The 18,840-nt window shown below is 71.2% G+C and carries 9 protein-coding genes; 8 read left to right on the top strand and 1 reads right to left on the bottom strand.

Features of this window, described 5'->3' with window-relative positions; genetic code table 11:
* Nucleotides 1-300: 300 nt before the first annotated feature.
* The 4 genes from ACIRJP_RS02535 (at nucleotide 301) to ACIRJP_RS02520 (ending at nucleotide 11,108) form a co-directional block, all read left to right on the top strand.
* A complete protein-coding gene (locus ACIRJP_RS02535) occupies nucleotides 301-8,796 on the top strand; it encodes a type I polyketide synthase (protein WP_404167368.1) in 8,496 nt (2,831 codons plus the stop codon).
* Between the two features lie 144 nt (nucleotides 8,797-8,940).
* Nucleotides 8,941-9,492, top strand: coding sequence for a DUF664 domain-containing protein (locus ACIRJP_RS02530; RefSeq protein WP_404167366.1), 552 nt, complete (start codon nucleotides 8,941-8,943; stop codon nucleotides 9,490-9,492).
* 112 nt (nucleotides 9,493-9,604) lie between these two features.
* Nucleotides 9,605-9,730, top strand: coding sequence for a hypothetical protein (locus tag ACIRJP_RS02525; RefSeq protein ID WP_404167364.1), 126 nt, complete (start codon nucleotides 9,605-9,607; stop codon nucleotides 9,728-9,730).
* A 589-nt stretch (nucleotides 9,731-10,319) separates the two neighbouring features.
* Nucleotides 10,320-11,108, top strand: a complete 789-nt coding sequence (locus ACIRJP_RS02520; RefSeq protein WP_404167362.1) for an IclR family transcriptional regulator — start codon at nucleotides 10,320-10,322, stop codon at nucleotides 11,106-11,108.
* Between the two features lie 64 nt (nucleotides 11,109-11,172).
* Here the strand turns inward: ACIRJP_RS02520 and ACIRJP_RS02515 are convergent, their stop codons facing one another.
* Nucleotides 11,173-13,473, bottom strand: coding sequence for an FAD-dependent oxidoreductase (locus ACIRJP_RS02515; protein WP_404167360.1), 2,301 nt, complete (start codon nucleotides 13,471-13,473; stop codon nucleotides 11,173-11,175).
* 437 nt (nucleotides 13,474-13,910) lie between these two features.
* Between ACIRJP_RS02515 and ACIRJP_RS02510 the strand changes: the two genes are divergently transcribed.
* The 4 genes from ACIRJP_RS02510 (at nucleotide 13,911) to ACIRJP_RS02495 (ending at nucleotide 18,669) form a co-directional block, all read left to right on the top strand.
* The gene (locus tag ACIRJP_RS02510) at nucleotides 13,911-14,840 is read left to right on the top strand and encodes a carbohydrate ABC transporter permease (protein ID WP_404167358.1); all 930 of its coding nucleotides are present in this window, start codon (nucleotides 13,911-13,913) and stop codon (nucleotides 14,838-14,840) included.
* The gene (locus ACIRJP_RS02505) at nucleotides 14,837-15,757 is read left to right on the top strand and encodes a carbohydrate ABC transporter permease (protein WP_404167356.1); all 921 of its coding nucleotides are present in this window, start codon (nucleotides 14,837-14,839) and stop codon (nucleotides 15,755-15,757) included. Before ACIRJP_RS02510 ends, ACIRJP_RS02505 begins: the two co-directional genes overlap by 4 nt.
* A gap of 68 nt (nucleotides 15,758-15,825) precedes the next feature.
* Nucleotides 15,826-17,127 carry an extracellular solute-binding protein gene (locus tag ACIRJP_RS02500; RefSeq protein WP_404167354.1) on the top strand — a complete coding sequence of 434 codons (1,302 nt, stop codon included), beginning with the start codon at nucleotides 15,826-15,828 and terminating at the stop codon, nucleotides 17,125-17,127.
* A gap of 225 nt (nucleotides 17,128-17,352) precedes the next feature.
* Nucleotides 17,353-18,669 carry a BNR-4 repeat-containing protein gene (locus tag ACIRJP_RS02495; RefSeq protein WP_404167352.1) on the top strand — a complete coding sequence of 439 codons (1,317 nt, stop codon included), beginning with the start codon at nucleotides 17,353-17,355 and terminating at the stop codon, nucleotides 18,667-18,669.
* The last annotated feature ends 171 nt before the right edge of the window (nucleotides 18,670-18,840 follow it).

Genomic DNA, 18,840 nt, shown 5'->3' with positions numbered 1-18,840 from the left:
TCCCCCGCCCGCGCGGCCGATGCCGGGCCCCGGACCTCACGCACGGGCACAGCGCGGACCCGAGCGCAGGAGGCCGGCTGCTGTCCCGGCGAGTTCTGGCCGACCGGAGCGACTGGCGTGCCGTGCGCCGGCTGGTGGCCGCGAGTCGGCCTACGGCATCGGTGAAGAGCGTCCGGTGCGCGAGAACAACTGCTCGGGCCAGGTGAGTCGTACTCCGTCGGCGTCGGTCCGTCTCCGGGAGGCAACCGGGGGCACTGTGCCATCGTCCTCAACGGCGGGTCGTCTCAAGGAGGTCATGCGGTGGGCAAGCACGCCGACATCGTCAAGCCACTGCCGGAACTGCTCGGGCGCCACGCCCGGCGCCTCGGAAACAAGGTCTGTTTCGAGGACCGGCTCAGGCGTTTGACCTACCGGGAGCTGGAACGGAGGACCGCACGGCTGGCCGGTCATCTGGCCGGACTCGGTCTGGAGCGTGGTGACCGGGTGGCCGTGCTGCTCGGCAACCGCGTCGAGGCGGTCGAGAGCCTGCTCGCCGTCACCCGGGCGAGCGGCGTGGGCGTGCCGCTGGACCCCGGGAACTCGGTGGAAGAGCTGACCCGCCTGCTGGACGACAGCGGGGCACGGGTGCTCATCACGGATGATGCCTGCCTGGCGCGGCGGCGACCGCTGCCGTTGCGCACCGGTTTGATCGTGGTGGTGGCCGAGGGCGGTGCCGAGGACGGGGGCGGGAGCGGGGGCTCGGATTCGGGCGCGGAACTCACGGAAATCGTGGAGCCGGCGGGCGAGGTCGGCGAAGTCGGGGACCGGCCCACCGGGGTGGCGGGTGCGGGTGCCGTTCTGCGGTTCGAGGAGTTGGCGGCTACGGAGCCGAGGACGCCTGCCCGGGACGATCTCGCGCTGGACGAAGTGGCCTGGCTGCTCTACACCTCGGGCTCCTCCGGTGTGCCCAAGGGCGTGCTGTCCACCCAGCGCAACCGGCTCTCGCCGGTCGCGACGGGCCTGGTCGGTGTTCTGGGCCTGTCCGAACAGGACCGTGTGCTGTGGCCGTTGCCCCTCCATCACGCGATGAGCCAGATCGTGTGTTTCCTCGGGGTGACCGCGGTGGGGGCGAGCGCGGTGCTGCTGCCCAGGTTCTCGGTGGTGGGGGTGCTCGGCGAACTGCGTCGTGAGGACCGCTCGTTCACCTTGCTCGGTGGGGTTCCGACCACGTACTCGGCACTGCTCGACGCGGTCCGGGGCCAGAGCGGCGGTCAGGACGGCGGCGGCGGTCTCGGCGGCCCCGCGCTGCGGGGTTGTGTCAGTGGTGGCGCGGCGGCTGGGCCCGGGTTCCACGAATCCTTCGAGGCGATCTGCGGTGTGCCCTATCTGGAGCATTACGGCAGCACGGAGGCGGGCCCGGTCACCATGTCGGCGCCGGGCGGGGCGATGGCGTCCGGGGCGTGCGGGCGGGTGCTGCCCGGGACCCGGGTCCGGGTCGGCGGGGGGCCGGACGGCCGGGACACGGGCGAGGGCGAGTTGTGGGTCAGCGGGCCCGGGGTGATGGCCGGTTACCACGGCAGGCCGGAAGCCACCGCGAAGGTACTGCGCGACGGCTGGTTCCGCACGGGTGACCTGGCCAGGATCGATGGCTTCGGCGCACTGGCGATCACCGGCCGGGCGAGCGATCTGATCATCCGGGGCGGGGTGAACATCCACCCTTCGGAGGTGGAGGCGGTACTGCGGCGGCTGCCCGGCGTCGCGGACGCCGCCGTGGCCGGACGTCCGCACCCCGCCTTCGGCGAGGTGCCGGTCGGCTATCTGGTTGCCGAGCCCGGCGGCGTAGTGGACCGGGGACGCGTCCTCGCCGCCTGTCGTGCGGAACTGTCCGGCTCCAAGGTGCCCGCCGAGCTGTTCGAGGTGGAGGAACTTCCCCGTACCTCTTCCGGGAAGATCCTGCGGCAGGATCTCGCCGGTCTGCCCGCACGGGCGCTGGGCGTGGAGGCCACCGGCAACGGGAAGCGGTCGGAGGACCTGCTCGCCCTGGTGCGGAGCGAGGTTGCGGCCGTGCTCGGCTGCACGGCCCGGGCGGTGGAGCCGAGCACCGCGCTGCGGGACCTGGGCATGGACTCCCTTACGGCCACGTTGTTGCGGGAGCGGTTGTCGGCGGTGACCGGTCTGAGGCTCTCCGAGGCCGTCGCCTTCGACTTTCCCACGGCCGAGGCACTCGCCGCCCACCTCGGGGAACGGAACGCCGTCGCACCGGCCGGTGCCGGGCCGGTGGACCGGAGTGCGGCCAGTTCGGACGACGATCCCGTGGTGATCGTGGGGATGGCCTGCCGCTACCCCGGGGACGTGACCTCGCCCGAGGAGCTGTGGCAACTGGTGGCCGAGGGGCGGGACGCCGTCGGCCCCTTCCCCACCGACCGGGGCTGGGACGTCGACGCGCTCTACGACCCGGACCCCGGGCGGCCCGGGAGGACGTATGTGCGCGAGGGCGGCTTCCTCTCCGGTGCGGACCGCTTCGACCCCGCCTTCTTCGGCATCTCGCCCCGCGAGGCCCTGGCCATGGACCCGCAGCACCGGTTGCTGCTCGAAGTGGCGTGGGAGGCCTTCGAGTACGCCGGTCTCGTCCCGGGCACTCTGCGCGGCTCGGAGACCGGTGTGTACGTCGGGCTGATGTACAGCGACTACGCGCGCCGTCTGGCAAGGACACCCGAGCAGGTCGAGGGGTACCTCGGCCTCGGGAACGCCGGAAGCGTCGCCTCGGGCCGCATCGCGTACGCCTTCGGCCTCGAAGGCCCGGCCCTCACCGTGGACACGGCGTGTTCCTCGTCCCTGGTGGCCCTGCATCTGGCGGCCCAGGCGCTGCGCCGGGGTGAGTGTGCCTTCGCGTTGGCCGGTGGCGCCACGGTGATGTCAGGGCCCTCGTCGTTCGTGGAGTTCAGTCGCCAGCGGGCGCTGGCGCCGGACGGCCGCTGCAAGGCGTTCGGTGCGTCCGCCGACGGCACGGGGTGGGCCGAGGGTGCCGGAATGCTGCTGCTGAGCCGGCTGTCCGAGGCACGCCGGGCCGGGCTTCCGGTACTGGCCGTGGTGCGCGGCTCGGCGGTGAACCAGGACGGGGCGAGCAATGGGCTGACCGCGCCGCACGGGCCGGCGCAGCAGCGGGTGATCCGGCAGGCGCTCGCGGACGCGGGTCTGAATCCCGGGGACATCGACGCGGTGGAGGCACATGGCACCGGCACCCGGCTGGGGGACGTCATCGAGGCGGAGGCCTTCCTCGCGACGTACGGGCGGCAGGAGCGGGAGCGTCCCCTCCGGCTGGGCTCGGTGAAGTCGAACATCGGTCACACCCAGGCCGCTGCCGGTGTGGCCGGGGTGATCAAGATGGTCCAGGCGATGCGGCACGGTGTGCTGCCGCGTACCTTGCACGCCGACGAGCCGACGCCCCGGGTCGACTGGTCTGCGGGGCGGATCGCGCTGCTGAGCCGGGCGGTGGAGTGGCCCGCGACGGACCGCCGGCGCCTGGTGGGGGTGTCGTCGTTCGGGATCAGCGGCACCAATGCCCATGTGGTGCTGGAAGAGCCTCCGGTCGACCGGGAGGCCGCGGCGCTGTGTGCCGGGGCGGGCGGCGGGGCCGCGAGCAGCGGCCGTGTCGGGCCCGGGGTGGAGTCGGAGTGTGCGGCGCGTCCTGGGCGGGCCGCAGTGGCCTTTCCGGTGTCGGCGAGGAGCGTGCCGGGGTTGCGGGCCCAGGCCCGACGGCTGTACGACCACGTGACCGCCGCTCCTGACGCGTCCCTGGTGGACATCGGGTACTCGCTCGCCACCACGCGTGCGGCCCTGGAGCACCGGGCCGTGGTAGTGGCCCGGGACCGTGCGGAGCTGCTCGGCTCCCTGCGGGCCGTGGCCGAGGGTGGCAACCGGTCAGGAGTGCATACGGGCACGTCCCGCCATCACGGCTCGACGGCCTTCCTGTTCACCGGTCAGGGCAGTCAACGTTGCGGCGTGGGGCTCGAGTTGTACGAGTCACCGGATCTGTACCCGGCCTTCGCCCGTTCGTTGGACGAGTGCTGCGCCCTGCTCGACCCACTGCTGCCGGTGCCCCTGCGGGACGTCATGTTCGCCGGACCCGGCACGGAGAAGGGCGCGTTGCTGGAAACGACCCGGTTCGCGCAGCCGGCGCTCTTCGCTCTGGAGACCGCGTTGTTCCGGCAGTTCGAGGCGTGGGGAGTACGCCCCGGTCTGGTGGCCGGGCACTCGGTGGGCGAGGTGGCGGCGGCGCACGCCGCCGGGGTGTTGTCCCTCGCGGACGCGTGCACGCTGGTGGCGGCCCGGGGCCGGCTGATGGACGCGCTGCCTCCGGGCGGCGCGATGGCGGCCGTGGCCGCGGGCGCGGACGAGGTGGCCGGCCACCTCTCCGGGGCCGGGAGCGCGGTGGAGATCGCCGCGGTCAACGGGCCTGCGTCGGTGGTGGTCTCCGGTGACGAGTCCGCGGTGCGGGAGGTGGCCGCGCACTTCCGGGAGCGGGGCCGTTCGGTGACGCCGCTGCGGGTCGGCCACGCCTTCCACTCCGCCCGGATGGAACCCGTGCTGGCCGAGTTCGCGGACGTGGTCGGGCGCCTGGCCTTCGCAGCACCGCACCTGCCCCTGATCACCGCAGTACCGGGCCGGGCGGCCACCGCCGAGGAGGTGGGCGCACCGGCATTCTGGGTGGACCATGTCCGCCGTCCGGTCCGCTTCGCCGATTCGGTGGCGTACTTGGGTGAGCAAGGCGCGGCACACTACGTCGAACTGGGGCCGGACGGTGTGCTCACCGGCCTGGTGCGTGATTGCCTCGCCGTGTCCGGGCCGGGCACGGAAGCAAACGGCACGGACGGCCGCCCGGCCACGGGCGAAGCGGGCGATGGCGAGCGGGGCCCGGCACCGCTGGTTCTGCCGACACTGCGCAGGACGCGGCCGGAGGCGGATGCCCTGCTCGACACGCTGGCCGCGCTGCATGCCCACGGTGTTCCCGTCGACTGGCGGGCCGCCCTCGCCGGGGGCGGCGGGCGGCGCGTGGCGCTGCCCACGTACGCCTTCCAGCGCCGCCGGTACTGGCTGGAGGCCGGCCCGGAGCTTCCGCCCGCCTCCCGGGCGGCCGGGGCCGCCCATCCGTTCCTGCGGTCGTACACCCGTACGGCCGACGACGACGGGTTGCTGCTGAGCGGGTTGCTTTCGGTGCGGGACCAGCCGTGGCTTGCCGACCACGTGGTGGCCGGTGAGATCCTGCTTCCTGCGACCGCCTACCTCGAAATGGCCGTCCACGCAGGCGAGTTGATGGGTGCCGCTGTCCTGGACGAGCTCGTTCTGAGCGCACCGCTGCCGTTGTCCCCGGACGGTGCCGTCGCCTTGCAGGTGAAGGTGGCGGGGGCGGACGAAGCGGGGCGGCGGGCTGTGCTCTTCCACTCCCGGCCGAATACTCCGGCGGGTGACGGTCCCTGGCTCCGCAACGCCGTCGGCACTCTTTCGCCGACGCGGCCGCCCGAGGACCGGACAACGGCGGCAGGTGAGACCGGCGGCGGGCCCCTGCCCGACGCATCCTGGCCTCCGGAGGGGGCGATGCCGCTGCACGCCGACGGCGCGGGGACGGGGCCGTATGAGCGACTGGCCGCCGACGGGCTGCGATACGGCCCCGCCTTCCGGGGCATGCGTGCCGCCTGGAGGCACGGGGAGGAGTTGTACGCGGACGTCGCTCTGCCTGAAGCTGTCAGGGCCGCCCACCGGGAGACGGGCGGCCCTGAGTTCGTCCTGCATCCCGCGCTGCTCGACGCGGCGCTCCACGCCCTGGCCCTGGACGGCCTGGTCGCGAACGTATCCGGGGCGGCCGGTCCGGTGGACGGCGGGTTGTCCCTGCCGTTCGCTTTCAGCGGGGTGCGTGTGCACATCGCCGGTGGGCAGCGCTTGCGGGTACGGGTGGCCCCCGGTCCGGACGGCCGGCCCTCGGTGGAGCTGACCGACGAGAAGGGCTCGCCGGTGGCGACGGTCCGTTCGCTGGCGCTCCGGCCTCTTCCGCGTACCGAAGCCGGCTCCGGCTCAACGGCGGCGGGCGCGGTCGCCGGTGCCCTCCACCGGACGGACTGGGTGGCGATGGCCGAGCCGTCCGCGCCCATGACGCCGCCTCGCTGGGGGGTTCTGGGCGCCGCGGGCACATGGCTGGTGGATGCTCTCGCGCCGCCCGGTTCCGGTGTCCCGGTGTACCCCGGCCCGGCGGCGTGCGACGCGTCTTCGGCCGTCGTCGTGGCGCCGTGCCCACTGCCCGGCGCGGCCGGTGACGGACAGGACCAGGCTGCTGGTCTGCTGCGGGCAGCGGACCGGGCACTGAGGCTCGTGCAGGAGTGGCTCGCCGAGCCGCGCATGTCCCGTTCCCGTCTCGTCCTCGTGACGTCCGGTGCCGTCGCTCCGGCAGATGACGGATTCCCCAACGACGATGCCGCCGGTCGCGGGAGTGACGGCCGGTCCGGCGAGGCAGGGTCCGTACCGTTGCACGCCCCGGTGTGGGGTCTGGTCCGCTCGGCGCTGCGGGAGAATCCGGGCCGCTTCGCCGTGATCGACGTGGACGAACACCCCGATTCGTGGAGCGCCCTTCCCGGCCTGCTGGCCGCCTCGGTACCGGAGGCGGCCGTACGCCGGGGGGCGGTGTACGTACCGAAGCTGGTGCCGCTGCCGACCGAGGTGGCACCGAAGCCATGGAAGGGGCGGACGCTCGACCCGGAGGGCACCGTCCTGGTCACCGGCGGCACCGGTTCCCTGGGGATGCTGGTGGCTCGGCACCTGGTCACCGCTCACGGCGTCCGGCACCTGCTGCTCGCCGGCCGACGCGGGCCGGACGCTCCGGGGGCCCGTGAACTCGTATCGGAGTTGTACGAGGCGGGCGCCCGGGTGACCGTTCACGCCTGTGATGTCGCGGACCGGACCGCGCTCGCGGCCCTGCTCCACGCGGTGCCGGCGGCCCACCCGCTGACGGGCGTCGTGCACACCGCGGGAGTGCTGGACGACGGTGTCGTCGCGGCGCTCACCACGGACCGGGTGAGGCGAGTGATGCGCCCCAAGGCGGACGCCGCCCTCGCTCTGCACGAACTGACCCGGAGTCATGACCTTGCCGTTTTCGCGTTGTTCTCCTCGGTGGCGGGTAGCTTCGGCTCCGCGGGCCAGGCCAATTACGCCGCGGCCAACTGTGTGCTCGATGCCCTGGCGCGGCACCGCGGGCGGCTCGGGCTGCCGGGCACGTCGATCGTCTGGGGCCCCTGGCGGCAGAACGACGGCATGATGGCGCACCTCGGCGACGCGGACCGGCAGCGGATGGCCCGTTCCGGGTTCGGCCCGCTCGGGCCGGAAGAGGGCCTGGCGCTCTTCGACGCGGCGGTGGCCGGCGACCAACCCGTGGTGGTGGCGGCCCGCCTCGCCCCGGCCGCTCTCCGCAGCGGTGACACGGCGGCGAACCGGCTCCGATCCCCTGCCGAGGACGGAAACCACGGGGGCGACGAGGGCGGGGATCAGCACGGCCGGTTGCCGACGGCTGCTTCCCCCGGCGAGATGGGCAGTGTGCTGCTCACGAAGGTCCGGACGCTGGCGGCCCGCGTCCTGGGCCATCGGGAGGACGCGAGCGAGATCGACGAGGACGCCCTGCTGGCGGACCTGGGGCTGGATTCCCTGGCCGCGGTCGATCTGCGCAATGAGCTCGCGGCGTGGACGGGGCTCGCCCTGCCGTCCACGCTGCTGTTCGACTTCCCGACGCCGCGCGCGCTCGCCGTCGAGCTGACGCGGCGGTATGCCGCCGAGGCGCCATCTGCGGGTGCCGCGCCCGACGCCCGGGCACGGCCCGGGACCGTCGGCTCCCTGAACTCCCCGGAAATTTCGGGGCTTTCGGGGCTTTCGGCGGACGATGATCCGGGAAGCAGTGCAGGGAACCCTCCTGGGACGGGCGCTCCGTCGAACGTCCGGGGGCGCACCGAAGCACCGCACGCAGAGGAGTCTCCCGACTCCCTGGGCGCGCTCTTCCGTACCGCATGCGCCCGGGGCCGGAGCTGGGACGGCATGGTGCTCCTCACCGTCGCCGCGCGCTTGCGCCCGGTCTTCGACGGGACCGGGGCGCGCGGCGCGACGCACGAACCCGTCATGCTCGCGACAGGCGGCACGGGAGCCCGGCTGGTCTGCTCCCCCGCGCTCAGCGCACTTTCCGGCCCGCAGGAGTACGCGCGGCTCGGTGCCGGGCTACGAGGGCTGCGGCCGGTTTCCGCGGTGCGGCACCCGGGGTTCGAGCCCCGCGAGGCGCTGCCCGCCACACTGGACGCGTTCGTCACGGCCCAGGTCACCGCTGTCCGCGCGGCCTCGGCCGAAGGCCCTCCGGTACTGCTGGGGCGGTCCGCCGGTGGCTGGGTGGCCCACGCGGTGGCCGAGCGTCTGGAGTCCGAGGGTGCCGCCCCGGCCGCCGTCGTCCTGGTGGACACCTATCCCCCCGGTCACGGCGACCGGGGGCAGGTGCTCTCCGCGATGACATCGGACATGCTGCGCCGGGCGGCGGAGTTCGCCTCCGCCAGTACCGGCCGGCTCACCGCCATGGCCGGATACTTCGAGCTCTTCAGCGGCTGGAAACCCTCTCCGCTTGTCTGTCCCACCCTGTACGTACGAGCCCGGGACCTGCTGCCCGGCGCGGATCCCGCCCCGGACTGGAGCCTGCCGCACGCCGAGGTCACCGTGCCGGGGGACCACTTCACCATGCTGGAGGAGCACGCCCGCAGCACAGCGCTCGCCATCCACGAGTGGCTCGGCAGCCGGTTCTGAGGGGTCTTGGGAACCGCAGTCGAGCCATCGGGTGGCCGGCTGCCCGATCCGGACTTCGACGTCCGGCGGCAGCATTCGTCCCGGACGAAGCCGACGTCCCGGCGCGGCTTCCTGGAGCGCTTGCCGAGGCCTCATGATGCAGTCATGAGGATTCCCGACCGACGGATCGAACTCTTCGCCGGTACTGACAGCGACAACCGGTTCAGCGGCCCTGCGACGGGAGGCGAACGGCCCATGCTCACAGCCATGCTGGACGCCCAGCGCGCCACCCTGGAGCTCAAGTGTTCGGCTCTCGGGCCGGAGTTGGCGACGCGATCCGTTTCCCCGTCCTCGCTCTCGCTGCTCGGCCTGGTCCGGCATCTCGCCGACGTGGAGCGCCGCTGGTTCCGGGCCGTGCTCGCCGGGCACGACGTCGAGCTGCGCTTCTCCTCGGCGAACGCCCCGGAGGGCGATTTCGACGGTGCGGTTCCTGCACCTGAGGTCGTCGCCGCCTCCTGGCGGGCCTGGCGGGACGAGGTGGCCTTCGCGCGCGAGTTCGCCGCCGAGGCCCCTCACCTCGACATCCAGGGCCGTGACGCCTGGCGAGGCGCGGTCTCCCTGAGGTGGGTACTCATCCACATGATCGAGGAGTACGCCCGCCACAACGGACACGCCGACCTGATCCGTGAACGGATCGACGGAGCCGTCGGGGTGTGACCGAGGGCGAGCCCGGCCGGTCCACGCGCTGTCGGTCCGGGTCCAGTTGCAGCGGTTCACCCGCTGTGCATGGCGAAGCGACTGTCCTCTTCGCCGCACTCAAAGAATGGTCATGACAGCTGTGTGCCACCCCGGCATCATGGACGCCATGGACACGCCGATCAACGACTGGATCACCATCGCGGCCTACGAGAATCTACCGGGCCGCCCCCGCCCGATCGAGGCTGTCCGCGCTTGACTGCGCGATCGCGGCATCGACTGGATGCCCTTCTGCCTGGACGAGATCCAATGCGGTCTGGCCTGCGGCATCGGTGCTGACGGCCACTGGCACGGTTGGTTCCACGTCCATGTCCGCGCCGACGCTCTCCGACGTCTCGGGCTCCATCCCGACCAGCCCACCGCCTAGGTCACCGGCACATCTCCACCCGGCTGGTGGCACGCCGCCGCGGAACGCAACCCGCGCTCGTGGGTGTCCTGCCGACCAAGCCGGGTCAGCCGGCGGTGACTTGCGCCGCGAAGCTGAGGCCCCGCGCGTTCGAGGGCTCGCCCACGTGGCGGCTGTGTCTCCACGAAAGGCAGAAGTCCCGGCCTGTCCCCAGGCGTACGGCCCCGCCCGGCTCCGTTCCTCCCCCTGGCCCTGTTCATCGGCGCCCTCGCCGCGATCCGCCCGGTGAGGCGGACGGCTCGTCGGCCCGGGCGCCGTCCCGTGCGAGACGGTTCGGGCCCGGATCCGGTCCTTCGTGAGCCGGTGGAACTCAGGGACATCCCCAGGTCGACGCGATATGCTGATGCAGATTGTGCAAGCCATTTGCAAAATGAGGAGGGTCATGGCCACGCGGGCGACCGATGCCGGGACGAACCAGAGCGTCGAACGAGCGGTCTCGGTGCTGCGCGCACTCGACGCCGGCCGCGCCGAACTACGCGTCTCCGACGTCGCCGAACTCACCGGGCTGGGATCTTCCACCACCTCTCGGCTCCTGTCCACCCTCGAACGGCTCGACATGGTCGAACGCGACCCGGTCAGCAACCTCTACCGTCTCAGCCTCGGGATTCTCCCGCTGGCCGCCACCGCGACCAACCGGCATCCCGTCCACCGCGCGGCCCGCATGGTCCTCCAGGACCTCGCGACCCGCACCGGGCTGGGGGCCAATGTCGCGGTCCGCCGGGGCTCCGAGCTGATGTTCCTGTGCAATTTCGAGGGGCACCGCGCCCCGAAGTCCTATACGCAGGCCGGGCACACGGCACCGCTGCACGCCACCAGCATCGGCAAATGTCTCCTCACCGGCCTCACGCCCAAGGAGCGCCGCAAGCTGCTTCCCGAGCCGCTCGTGGCACACACCGACTACACGACCACCAGCCACGACCTCCTCGACGCCGAGATCGACACGGTCCGCCGCACCGGTTACGCGATCGAAGCCGAGGAACGCGCCCTGGGCCGTGCTTCCCTCGCCGCGCCCGTCCGCGACGCCTCGGGTGACGTGGTCGCCGCCATCTCCCTGTGGGGCCCGGCCTCCCTCCTCGGCAACCACGCCGAGACCAACGGGCAGCGGCTCGCCCTCACCCGTGAGGTCATCGAAGCCGCCGACGCCATCAGCCAGGCACTCGGCGTCCTCTGAATCACATGGCGAAGGGGCCCGGTGAAGGTTGTGCGACCTTCACCGGGCCCCTTCGCCGTGCCGCTTACGCGCCGTACGCCTTGAACGCGATCACGTGCGCGTGCCGCGCACCGTGCGTCGCATCCACCACGAGCCGCAGCGCATCGGTGCGCAGGGGCCCGCCGTCCGCACCGTTCAGCGGGTGCACGCGGTGGCGGCGGCGGTTGCCCTCCACCGTCAGCAGCGTGCGCCAGGTGCCGTCGGCCTCGCGGCTCTGGAGACGGTAGTCGCGGACCAGTTCCGGCATGACCTCGAACGGGGTGCGGTGGCGGTGCAGGTTGTTGAGGTACTCGTCGACGTCGTCGTCGAACACCACGCGTGCCTCGGTGAGCTGCTGCTTCTCGTCCCAGTCCAGGCTCAGCCACTGCCCGGCCCGGTCCGGGTCGGGCAGCAGCTCGGACGACCACATCTGCGGGCCTCCGTAAGCGCGCTGGAATCCCCCGACGGCCCGCTCGGGCCGGAACGCACCGGTGTCCGGGGCCGCACGGAACCCGAAGCTCCGGCGGCGCAGCCCGCGGGCCTGCCATTCCAGGACCAGTTGGCCGTCCTCCTCCGGAATGTCGTGGTCGACGGCCGCGTCCCCCTCGACCCTGCTGCGCAGCGCCAGGACACCGTCGGTGCGCTCGGGGACGAGGACCAGCGCGGCACCCGGGCAGGCGCGCACGATCAGGACGACGTTCTCCGGGGCGTCCGGGCGGTGGCCGAGGCGGGCCGTGACCCAGTGGGGGCCGTCGGCCGGCACGGCGACCGTGGTGGTGAGCAGGTGGTCGACCGGGACCGCGTTCTCGGGGCGGCCGGTGCTCCACAGTTCCACGCTGAGCTCGCTCGCCGGCCCGCCCGGGACGCCGTGGACGAGCAGGTCGACCGTGTCGAGTGCGGGGTCCACCGGCAGCAGCAGCGCGAGGTCTCGGGTGAGCGGGTAAGGCTCGCCGGGTGCGGTCCGCGTGGGCTCGGCGGCCAGCCGGCTCAGGTGCGAGGAGGCGCTGACGCGGGCGGTGCGCGCCAGGTTCTCGGGGTCGTCGTCGTACAGGCCGATGACCGAGGCGTCCTGCCGCAGCAGGGTGCGGCGCACCAGTTCAGGGTGTTTTGCGGCGAGTTCGCGCGGGGTGAGGCCCTCGGTGACACAGAGCGCGGCGGCCGTGCCCGCGGCCTCACCGAGCGTGGCGCAGGTGGCCATGACACGGGTGGCGCCGAAGGCGATGTGGGTGGCGGAGATGTTGCGCCCGGCGAACAGGAGGTTCGTGACGTTCGCCGAGTACAGGGAGCGCAGCGGTATGTGGAAGATGCCGTCCGCATAGCGCTGGCGGGCGCCGGGTTCGTCGGCGTACATGCCCTGCACCGGGTGAAGGTCCACGGACCAGCCGCCGAAGGCGACGCGGTCGGCGAACTGACGCTGTTCGAGGATGTCCTGCTGGGTCAGCATGTGGTCGCCGAGGAAGCGGCGGTACTCGCGTTTGCCGGGGAGGCTGCCGACCCATTCCAGGGTCAGGCTCTCGGCGTCCGGGAATTCGCCGGAGTTCTTGATGTGGTCCCAGATGCCCATGATCACGGACTGGAGCTCGTCGCGGATGCGTTCGTTGTCGTGGACGGTGTCGAGTTCGCCGCCCCACTCGATCCACCAGTAGTCGCAGCCGTTGTCGCCGGTGCGCAGGACCCGGTTGCGCAGGATGGGCGTGGTGGTGAGGTCGCGGGCGCTGGCGGGCGGCACGAACTTCACGGGCCGGCCCGTGTCCTTGGTGTGGAACAGGATCGTCGACCCGAGCAGCGCCTCGTCCTCCTCCTCGGGTGCCCAGGGCTCGCCGAACTCGGCGCGCGCCTCGCGGCCGATGCGGTGGTGGGCGCCGGCGAGGTGGCCGAGCAGGCCGTCGCCGGTGCAGTCGAGGAACTGGTGCGCGTGGAAGGTTATGCGCCGCTCGGAGCCCATCATCCAGCCGGTGCAGGAGTGCACCTCGCGTGCGTCGTCCGGGCCGCTCGCCTCGACCTCGCGTACGTCGGTGTTGAGGTACAGGTCGATGTTCGGCTCGGCGCGGACCGCGTCGAGGACCACCTGGTCCCAGTAGTACGGGTTGCCTTCGGGGTTGCGGAACTGGTTCTCGGTATACAGCTCGCCCATGATTCCGGTCTCCCGGGCCCAGCGGTGCACGCCGTGGGCGGTGGCGCCGCAGACCCAGACACGGACCTCGCTGCTGGCATTGCCGCCCAGGACGGGCCGGTTGTTGACCAGCGCGACGCGTCGGCCGAGCCGTGCCGCGGCGATGGCCGCACAGGTCCCCGCCAGGCCACCGCCGATGACGGCGATGTCGTAATGGACCTCTTCTTCCCGCACGGTGCGGCCTCCTTGATGTGAAGCTCGGATTCTCTCCGCCACAGCGGAGCGGCCTTGAACGTACATCACATCCATATTGTGCAACCACTGTTCAGCCAGTGGGATGTGTTGTAAGTTTCCAGCGCAGCCGACGACACCGTCGCCGCGGGCCGACGGACCAGCTCATGGCAAGTGCGGCGACTTCGCCGGTCCCCCACAGAACCGGCGATTCACTCACCAGCAGGGTTGACGCCGTCGCACGATATGGAGAACGATCCCGCATGCTGCAACTTGCGTTCAATGGAGCATGCAATGGCATTCACACAGGGCCTCCGGCGAAACAGGGGACGGGGCGAATCACCACTCGCGCCCGGCCGCGTCACATCCGGCTGCCGGTGCACGGCCTTCCGTGCCACGCCCTGCAACACCGCTCCCGCCCCGTTTGAGAGGACACACCCATGAGTACGGCCGCACCTCCCCAGAAGGCCGCTCCACGCCGCGAGCGGGCCGGTGGGCGGCTCTCCAACGGCGCGTTCGCACTGCTGCTGACCGCCCCGGGGATCGCCCTGTTCGCGACGATCATCGTCTACCCGCTGGTCTCGGCCCTGTTCACCGGCTTCTTCAAGCAGGATCTGCGGCTGCCGGGCCGGGAATTCGTCGGCCTGGAAAACTTCTCCTACTGGCTGGACGGCGACTTCCTCACGATCCTGAAGCAGACGCTGATCTTCACCGTCGGTGCGACGGTGGTGCCCTTCGTGATCGGCTTCGCGCTCGCGCTCGCTCTCAACTCGGGTCTGAAGGGCAGCGGCTTCCTGCGCGGCCTGTTCCTGTTCCCGTGGGTGATCCCCGGTGTAGTGATCTCCTTCCTGTGGATGTGGATCTTCAACGCGAACTACGGCGTGCTGAACGGCATCCTCATGAAGGCCGGGATCATCGAGGAGTCCATCTCCTGGCTCGGCCAGCCCGGCACCGCCATGCTCGCCGTCATCATCACCAAGACCTGGGCGAGCTTCCCCTGGATGATGGTGATGCTGCTGGCCGGTCTGCAGACCGTTCCCAAGGAACTGCACGAGGCGGCCTCCATGGACGGGGCGGGCTCGATCCGGCGCTTCTTCGCCGTCACCTGGCCGCAGGTCCGCGGTGTCGCCTCGATCGTGCTGCTCCTGGAGTTCATCTGGAACTTCCAGCACTTCGACACCATCTACGTGCTCACCGGCGGCGGCCCGGCCGGCTCCACCGAGACCTTCGCGACCGCCGTGTACCAGACCGCCTTCAAGGGCTTCGACATCGGCCGGGCGACCGCGCTGGGCGGACTGTGGATGCTGCTCCTGCTCGTCCTCGTCGCCGTATACCTCAGGATCACCGAGCGGAAGGGCGACGCCCGATGACCTCCACGACCTCCACCCCCCTGTCCGGCACCGAGCGGCTGAGGCCGCACACCGCGTCCGCCGGGCGCACCTCGCGACGCCGGGTCCGCAAGGACCTGCTGCGCTCGCGGATCGCCGCCTGGACCGCGGTCCTGGTGATCGGTGCCTTCGGCATGCTGCCGATCTACTGGCTGCTGGCCACCGCCCTGAGCAGCCCCGAGCAGACTTTCCAGTTCCCGCCGAAGCTCATACCCACCGAGATCACCTTCAGCAACTTCACGGCCCTCGCCGAGAACGAGCAGCTGATCAAGTACCTGGTCAACTCCCTCATCGTGGCCTCGATCACCGCCGTGCTGAGCGTGGTCGTCGCCACGTACATGGGCTACTCGTTCTCCAAGTTCCGCTACCGCGGACGCCGGTCGCTGATGCACCTGGTGCTGGCCTCCCAGATGTTCCCCCAGGCGGTCCTGCTGGTGACGCTGTACGCCGTCTTTTCCAGCTTCGGCCTGCTGAACACGTACACCGCCCTGGTGCTGTCCTTCACCACGTTCACGATGCCGCTGTGCGTCTGGATGCTGAAGGGCATCTTCGACACCATTCCGGACGCCCTGCTGGAAGCCGCGTCCATCGACGGCGCGTCCCGGTGGCGGACGCTGCACTCCATCGTGGCGCCGCTGGCCGCGCCCGGAATGATCGCCGCCGGCCTGTTCGCCTTCGTCCGCGGCTGGAACGACTTCATCTTCGCGGTGACGCTGGCCGACAAGGAGAAGCAGACCCTGCCGCCCGGCCTCGTCTCCACCTACATCGGTGAGTTCCAGACCGCCTGGCCGGAGCTGATGGCGGCCTCGCTCGTCGTCTCCGTCCCCGTGGTCATCGCCTTCATGTTCCTGCAGCGCTACCTCGTCGGCGGCATGACCGCCGGTTCGGTCAAGAGCTGAGACCGCGGGATCCTCCCGCACCCTCCCCCCACACTCTTCCCTTCCGCCCACTCCCCCATGGAGAGACCATGACCACCTCTGGCATCAGCCGGCGCGGCGCGCTGCGCATGTTCGGCATCGGCGCGCTCAGTGTGGCCGGAGCCGGTGCGCTGGGCGCCTGCGCACCATCCGGCGCCAGCAGCTCCTCGAACGGAGGCGACACGAAGTCCAAGGACTTCGACTTCACCTCCTGGTCGCTCAACGAGGAGGCCGCCAAGCCCTCCATAGAGAAAATCATCAAGGCGTGGGAGAAGGCCGAGGGCTCCAGGATCCGCGCGGTCTCGTACCCGTACAACGAGTACCTGAGCCAGCTCACCCTCAAGCTCGGCGGCGGCGAGACGACCGGCGCGGTGCACCTCGACATCGCCTGGCTCGCCGCGGTGGCGCAGATGGGCAAGCTCGCCGAACTCGACACCGTGGCCATGAAGGGCGGCTACACGAACGTCGCGCTGAACAGCGGCATGTACGACGGCAAGCAGTACGGCCTGCCGTGGAACACCGGCTCGATCGGCGTGATCGCCAACTCCAAGCTCCTGGAGAAGGCCGGCATCAAGAAGCACCCCACCACCATCGAGGAGTTCGAGGGCGCGCTGCGGGAACTGAAGGGGCTCGGCAACGGCATCGTGCCCTACGCCGCGGCCACCAAGGTCGCGCAGCTCAAGGACATCTTCCCGTGGATGCAGACCTTCGGCTGCGTACTCATGGACGGCGACAAGGTGACCATCGGCGACGACGCCTCCGTCGACGCGGTCACCTGGTACAAGAAGCTGCACGACGAGAAGCTGATCGCCGCGGACGTCGACCGCTTCGACGCACGCGCCCTGTTCGGGCAGGGCAAGGCCGCCTTCTACGACGACGCCATCATCGGCAAGGGCGTGACCTCGGCGCAGTCCAAGGACAAGACGCTGGCCGACGCGATGCAGCCGATGAAGCGGCCGGTGCTGAAGGCCGGCGACACGCCACAGGCGCTGCTGTGGGGCGGCGTGATCGCGATCGTCAAGGGCAAGGGACAGGACGCGGCGACGCAGTTCGCCCTGCACACCACTTCCGACCGCGCCACCACCACCGAGTACTTCGCTTCCCGCGCCCTGCCGCCGTCCACCACGGTGGGCCTGTCCGACCCGAAGGTCGCCAAGGACACCTTCACCACCGAGTGGACCGAGAAGATCACCGACACGGCGACCGGCAGCCCGTTCTGGCAGTTCGCGCAGAACGCCCAGATCGAGGAGGCCGTGGCCAAGCAGGTCCAGGCGGTCCTGGTCGGCAAGTCGGAGCCGAAGGACGCGATGAAGAAGGCCGGCGAGGAGGTCGCCGCCCTCATCAAGCGCTGAGCCGGCGAGCGGCGCTCCGGGCCCGGTGAAGGTCGAAACGGCCATCACCGGGCCCTTTGTCATGCCGCACACATCATCCCTATGACGTATTCAAGTTCCGCATTGTGCAACCTCTGTTCATGATCTGGGAACTGCTGTAAATTCCGGGCGCAGCGGAGGGGGTGTGCCGACATGCGGGGACACTCCCGTTCGCCTCACCGCCTCACCGCCACGAAGGAGTTCACCTTGCGACGTCCCAGTGCACGCGCGTACGCCGCCTCGGCCGCGTCCCTGGCCGCCCTGCTCTCACTCGTCCCGGCCGCCGCCCGCGCCGACGACACGGGCCGTGCCGCGACCGCGGCGGCCGCGGCGACGGTGATCGAGAAGGTCCCGTACGCGATGGACTCGTCGAACCAGGCCGCCTGGTGGGCGCCGGTCGCCACGTACAAGGGGCGCGGTCAGTACACGTACTTCGCCTTCAACGAGCCCGGACCGACGGCCGCCACGCACCGTCCGGCGATCGCGCGGCGCGACCCGGACGGGGTGTGGAGCCGTCTGCCGCTGCTCGACAAGAGCGGACAGCAGGCCGAGTTCCCCGACGACAACGGTCACAACCAGTCGTCCGTGGCGCGCGACGGCAGCGGCCGTCTGCATGTGTTCGCCTCCATGCACGCCGACCCCTGGCGCTACTTCCGCACCGAAGCCCCCGGCGGGGACGTCACGGATCACGCGTCCGAACTGCCCGACCAGGGCGTGGGCATCACCTACCCGGTCGTGACCACCGCGCCCAACGGCGATCTGTACCTGGCCGCCCGCGTCGGCTCCGGCTCCGACAAGCGCCCCGGCAAGCTGTACCGCTGGGACAACGCCGCCGCACGCTGGAGCGTGGTCGCCACGTTCGCCGACGCACTGAACCGCTCGGTGTACCCCGACGACCTGACGGTGGACGCCGACGGCCGCGTACATCTCCTCTACGAGTGGGCCAAGGCCCCGGCGACCGGGTTCCGGCACCAGCTCTCCTACCTGAGCTACGACCCGTCGACCGGCGCCTTCGCGGACAGCGCGGGCGCGAGCGTCACCACTCCGGTGACGCCCGACACGTCCGACGTGATCCAGGAACTCACCACAGGTGAGGAGTGGAGCATCGACAACGCCTACACGGGTCCGGCGGTGCAGAGCGCCAAGCTCACCCTCGACGGCTCCACCCCGAAGGTCGCCTACCGCTACCGCTCGGCCGACAGCGGCGGCAACTTCCGTGTGTACTACGCGTATCCGAGCGGCAGCGACTGGGTCCGCAAGACCGTGTACGCCGGTGGCCAGACAGCCGCGGCCCTCGGCATCACCTGGGACGAGACGGACACCAAGCGGATCTACTACGTCGCCGGCTCCGGCACCGACCGCGTCTTCGCCGCGACACAGTCGGCGGACGGAGCCTGGACCGCGGAGTCCGCCGCACCCGGCGTGAGCGCGGACCGGCTCGCGGTACGGCGGGACTCGGACGGCAACGACGTGCTGTACCTGCCGGACACGACGCACAACTCGCTTTACTACGGGCTTCGTTGATTACCTGAGACAGCGGCGGGGAGGGGCGGCGGACGACGGACGCCGCCCCTCCCGCCCGTTCAAGGCCGTTGGATTGCGCCGCGTACGTCCAGTGCGCGCTGCCGACGGGCGGGATACCTCCACCGGCTCAAGCAGGCAGGTTTTGCTGTGGATCTGATGACAACGGCCGTG

Origin of the sequence: Streptomyces sp. NPDC102437 (assembly GCF_044765565.1) — a bacterium.
Taxonomy (GTDB): domain Bacteria; phylum Actinomycetota; class Actinomycetes; order Streptomycetales; family Streptomycetaceae; genus Streptomyces.
The sequence above is the reverse complement of the archived record's forward strand: the minus strand, read 5'-3'. Positions and strand labels throughout refer to the sequence as shown.

Bases quoted from the DNA above. Each gene is read 5' to 3' on its own strand.
- ACIRJP_RS02530 (WP_404167366.1), top strand. From the start codon at position 8,941: ATGAGGATTCCCGACCGACGGATCGAACTCTTCGCCGGTACTGACAGC.
- ACIRJP_RS02525 (WP_404167364.1), top strand. From the start codon at position 9,605: ATGACAGCTGTGTGCCACCCCGGCATCATGGACGCCATGGACACGCCG.
- ACIRJP_RS02520 (WP_404167362.1), top strand. From the start codon at position 10,320: ATGGCCACGCGGGCGACCGATGCCGGGACGAACCAGAGCGTCGAACGA.
- ACIRJP_RS02510 (WP_404167358.1), top strand. From the start codon at position 13,911: ATGAGTACGGCCGCACCTCCCCAGAAGGCCGCTCCACGCCGCGAGCGG.
- ACIRJP_RS02505 (WP_404167356.1), top strand. From the start codon at position 14,837: ATGACCTCCACGACCTCCACCCCCCTGTCCGGCACCGAGCGGCTGAGG.
- ACIRJP_RS02500 (WP_404167354.1), top strand. From the start codon at position 15,826: ATGACCACCTCTGGCATCAGCCGGCGCGGCGCGCTGCGCATGTTCGGC.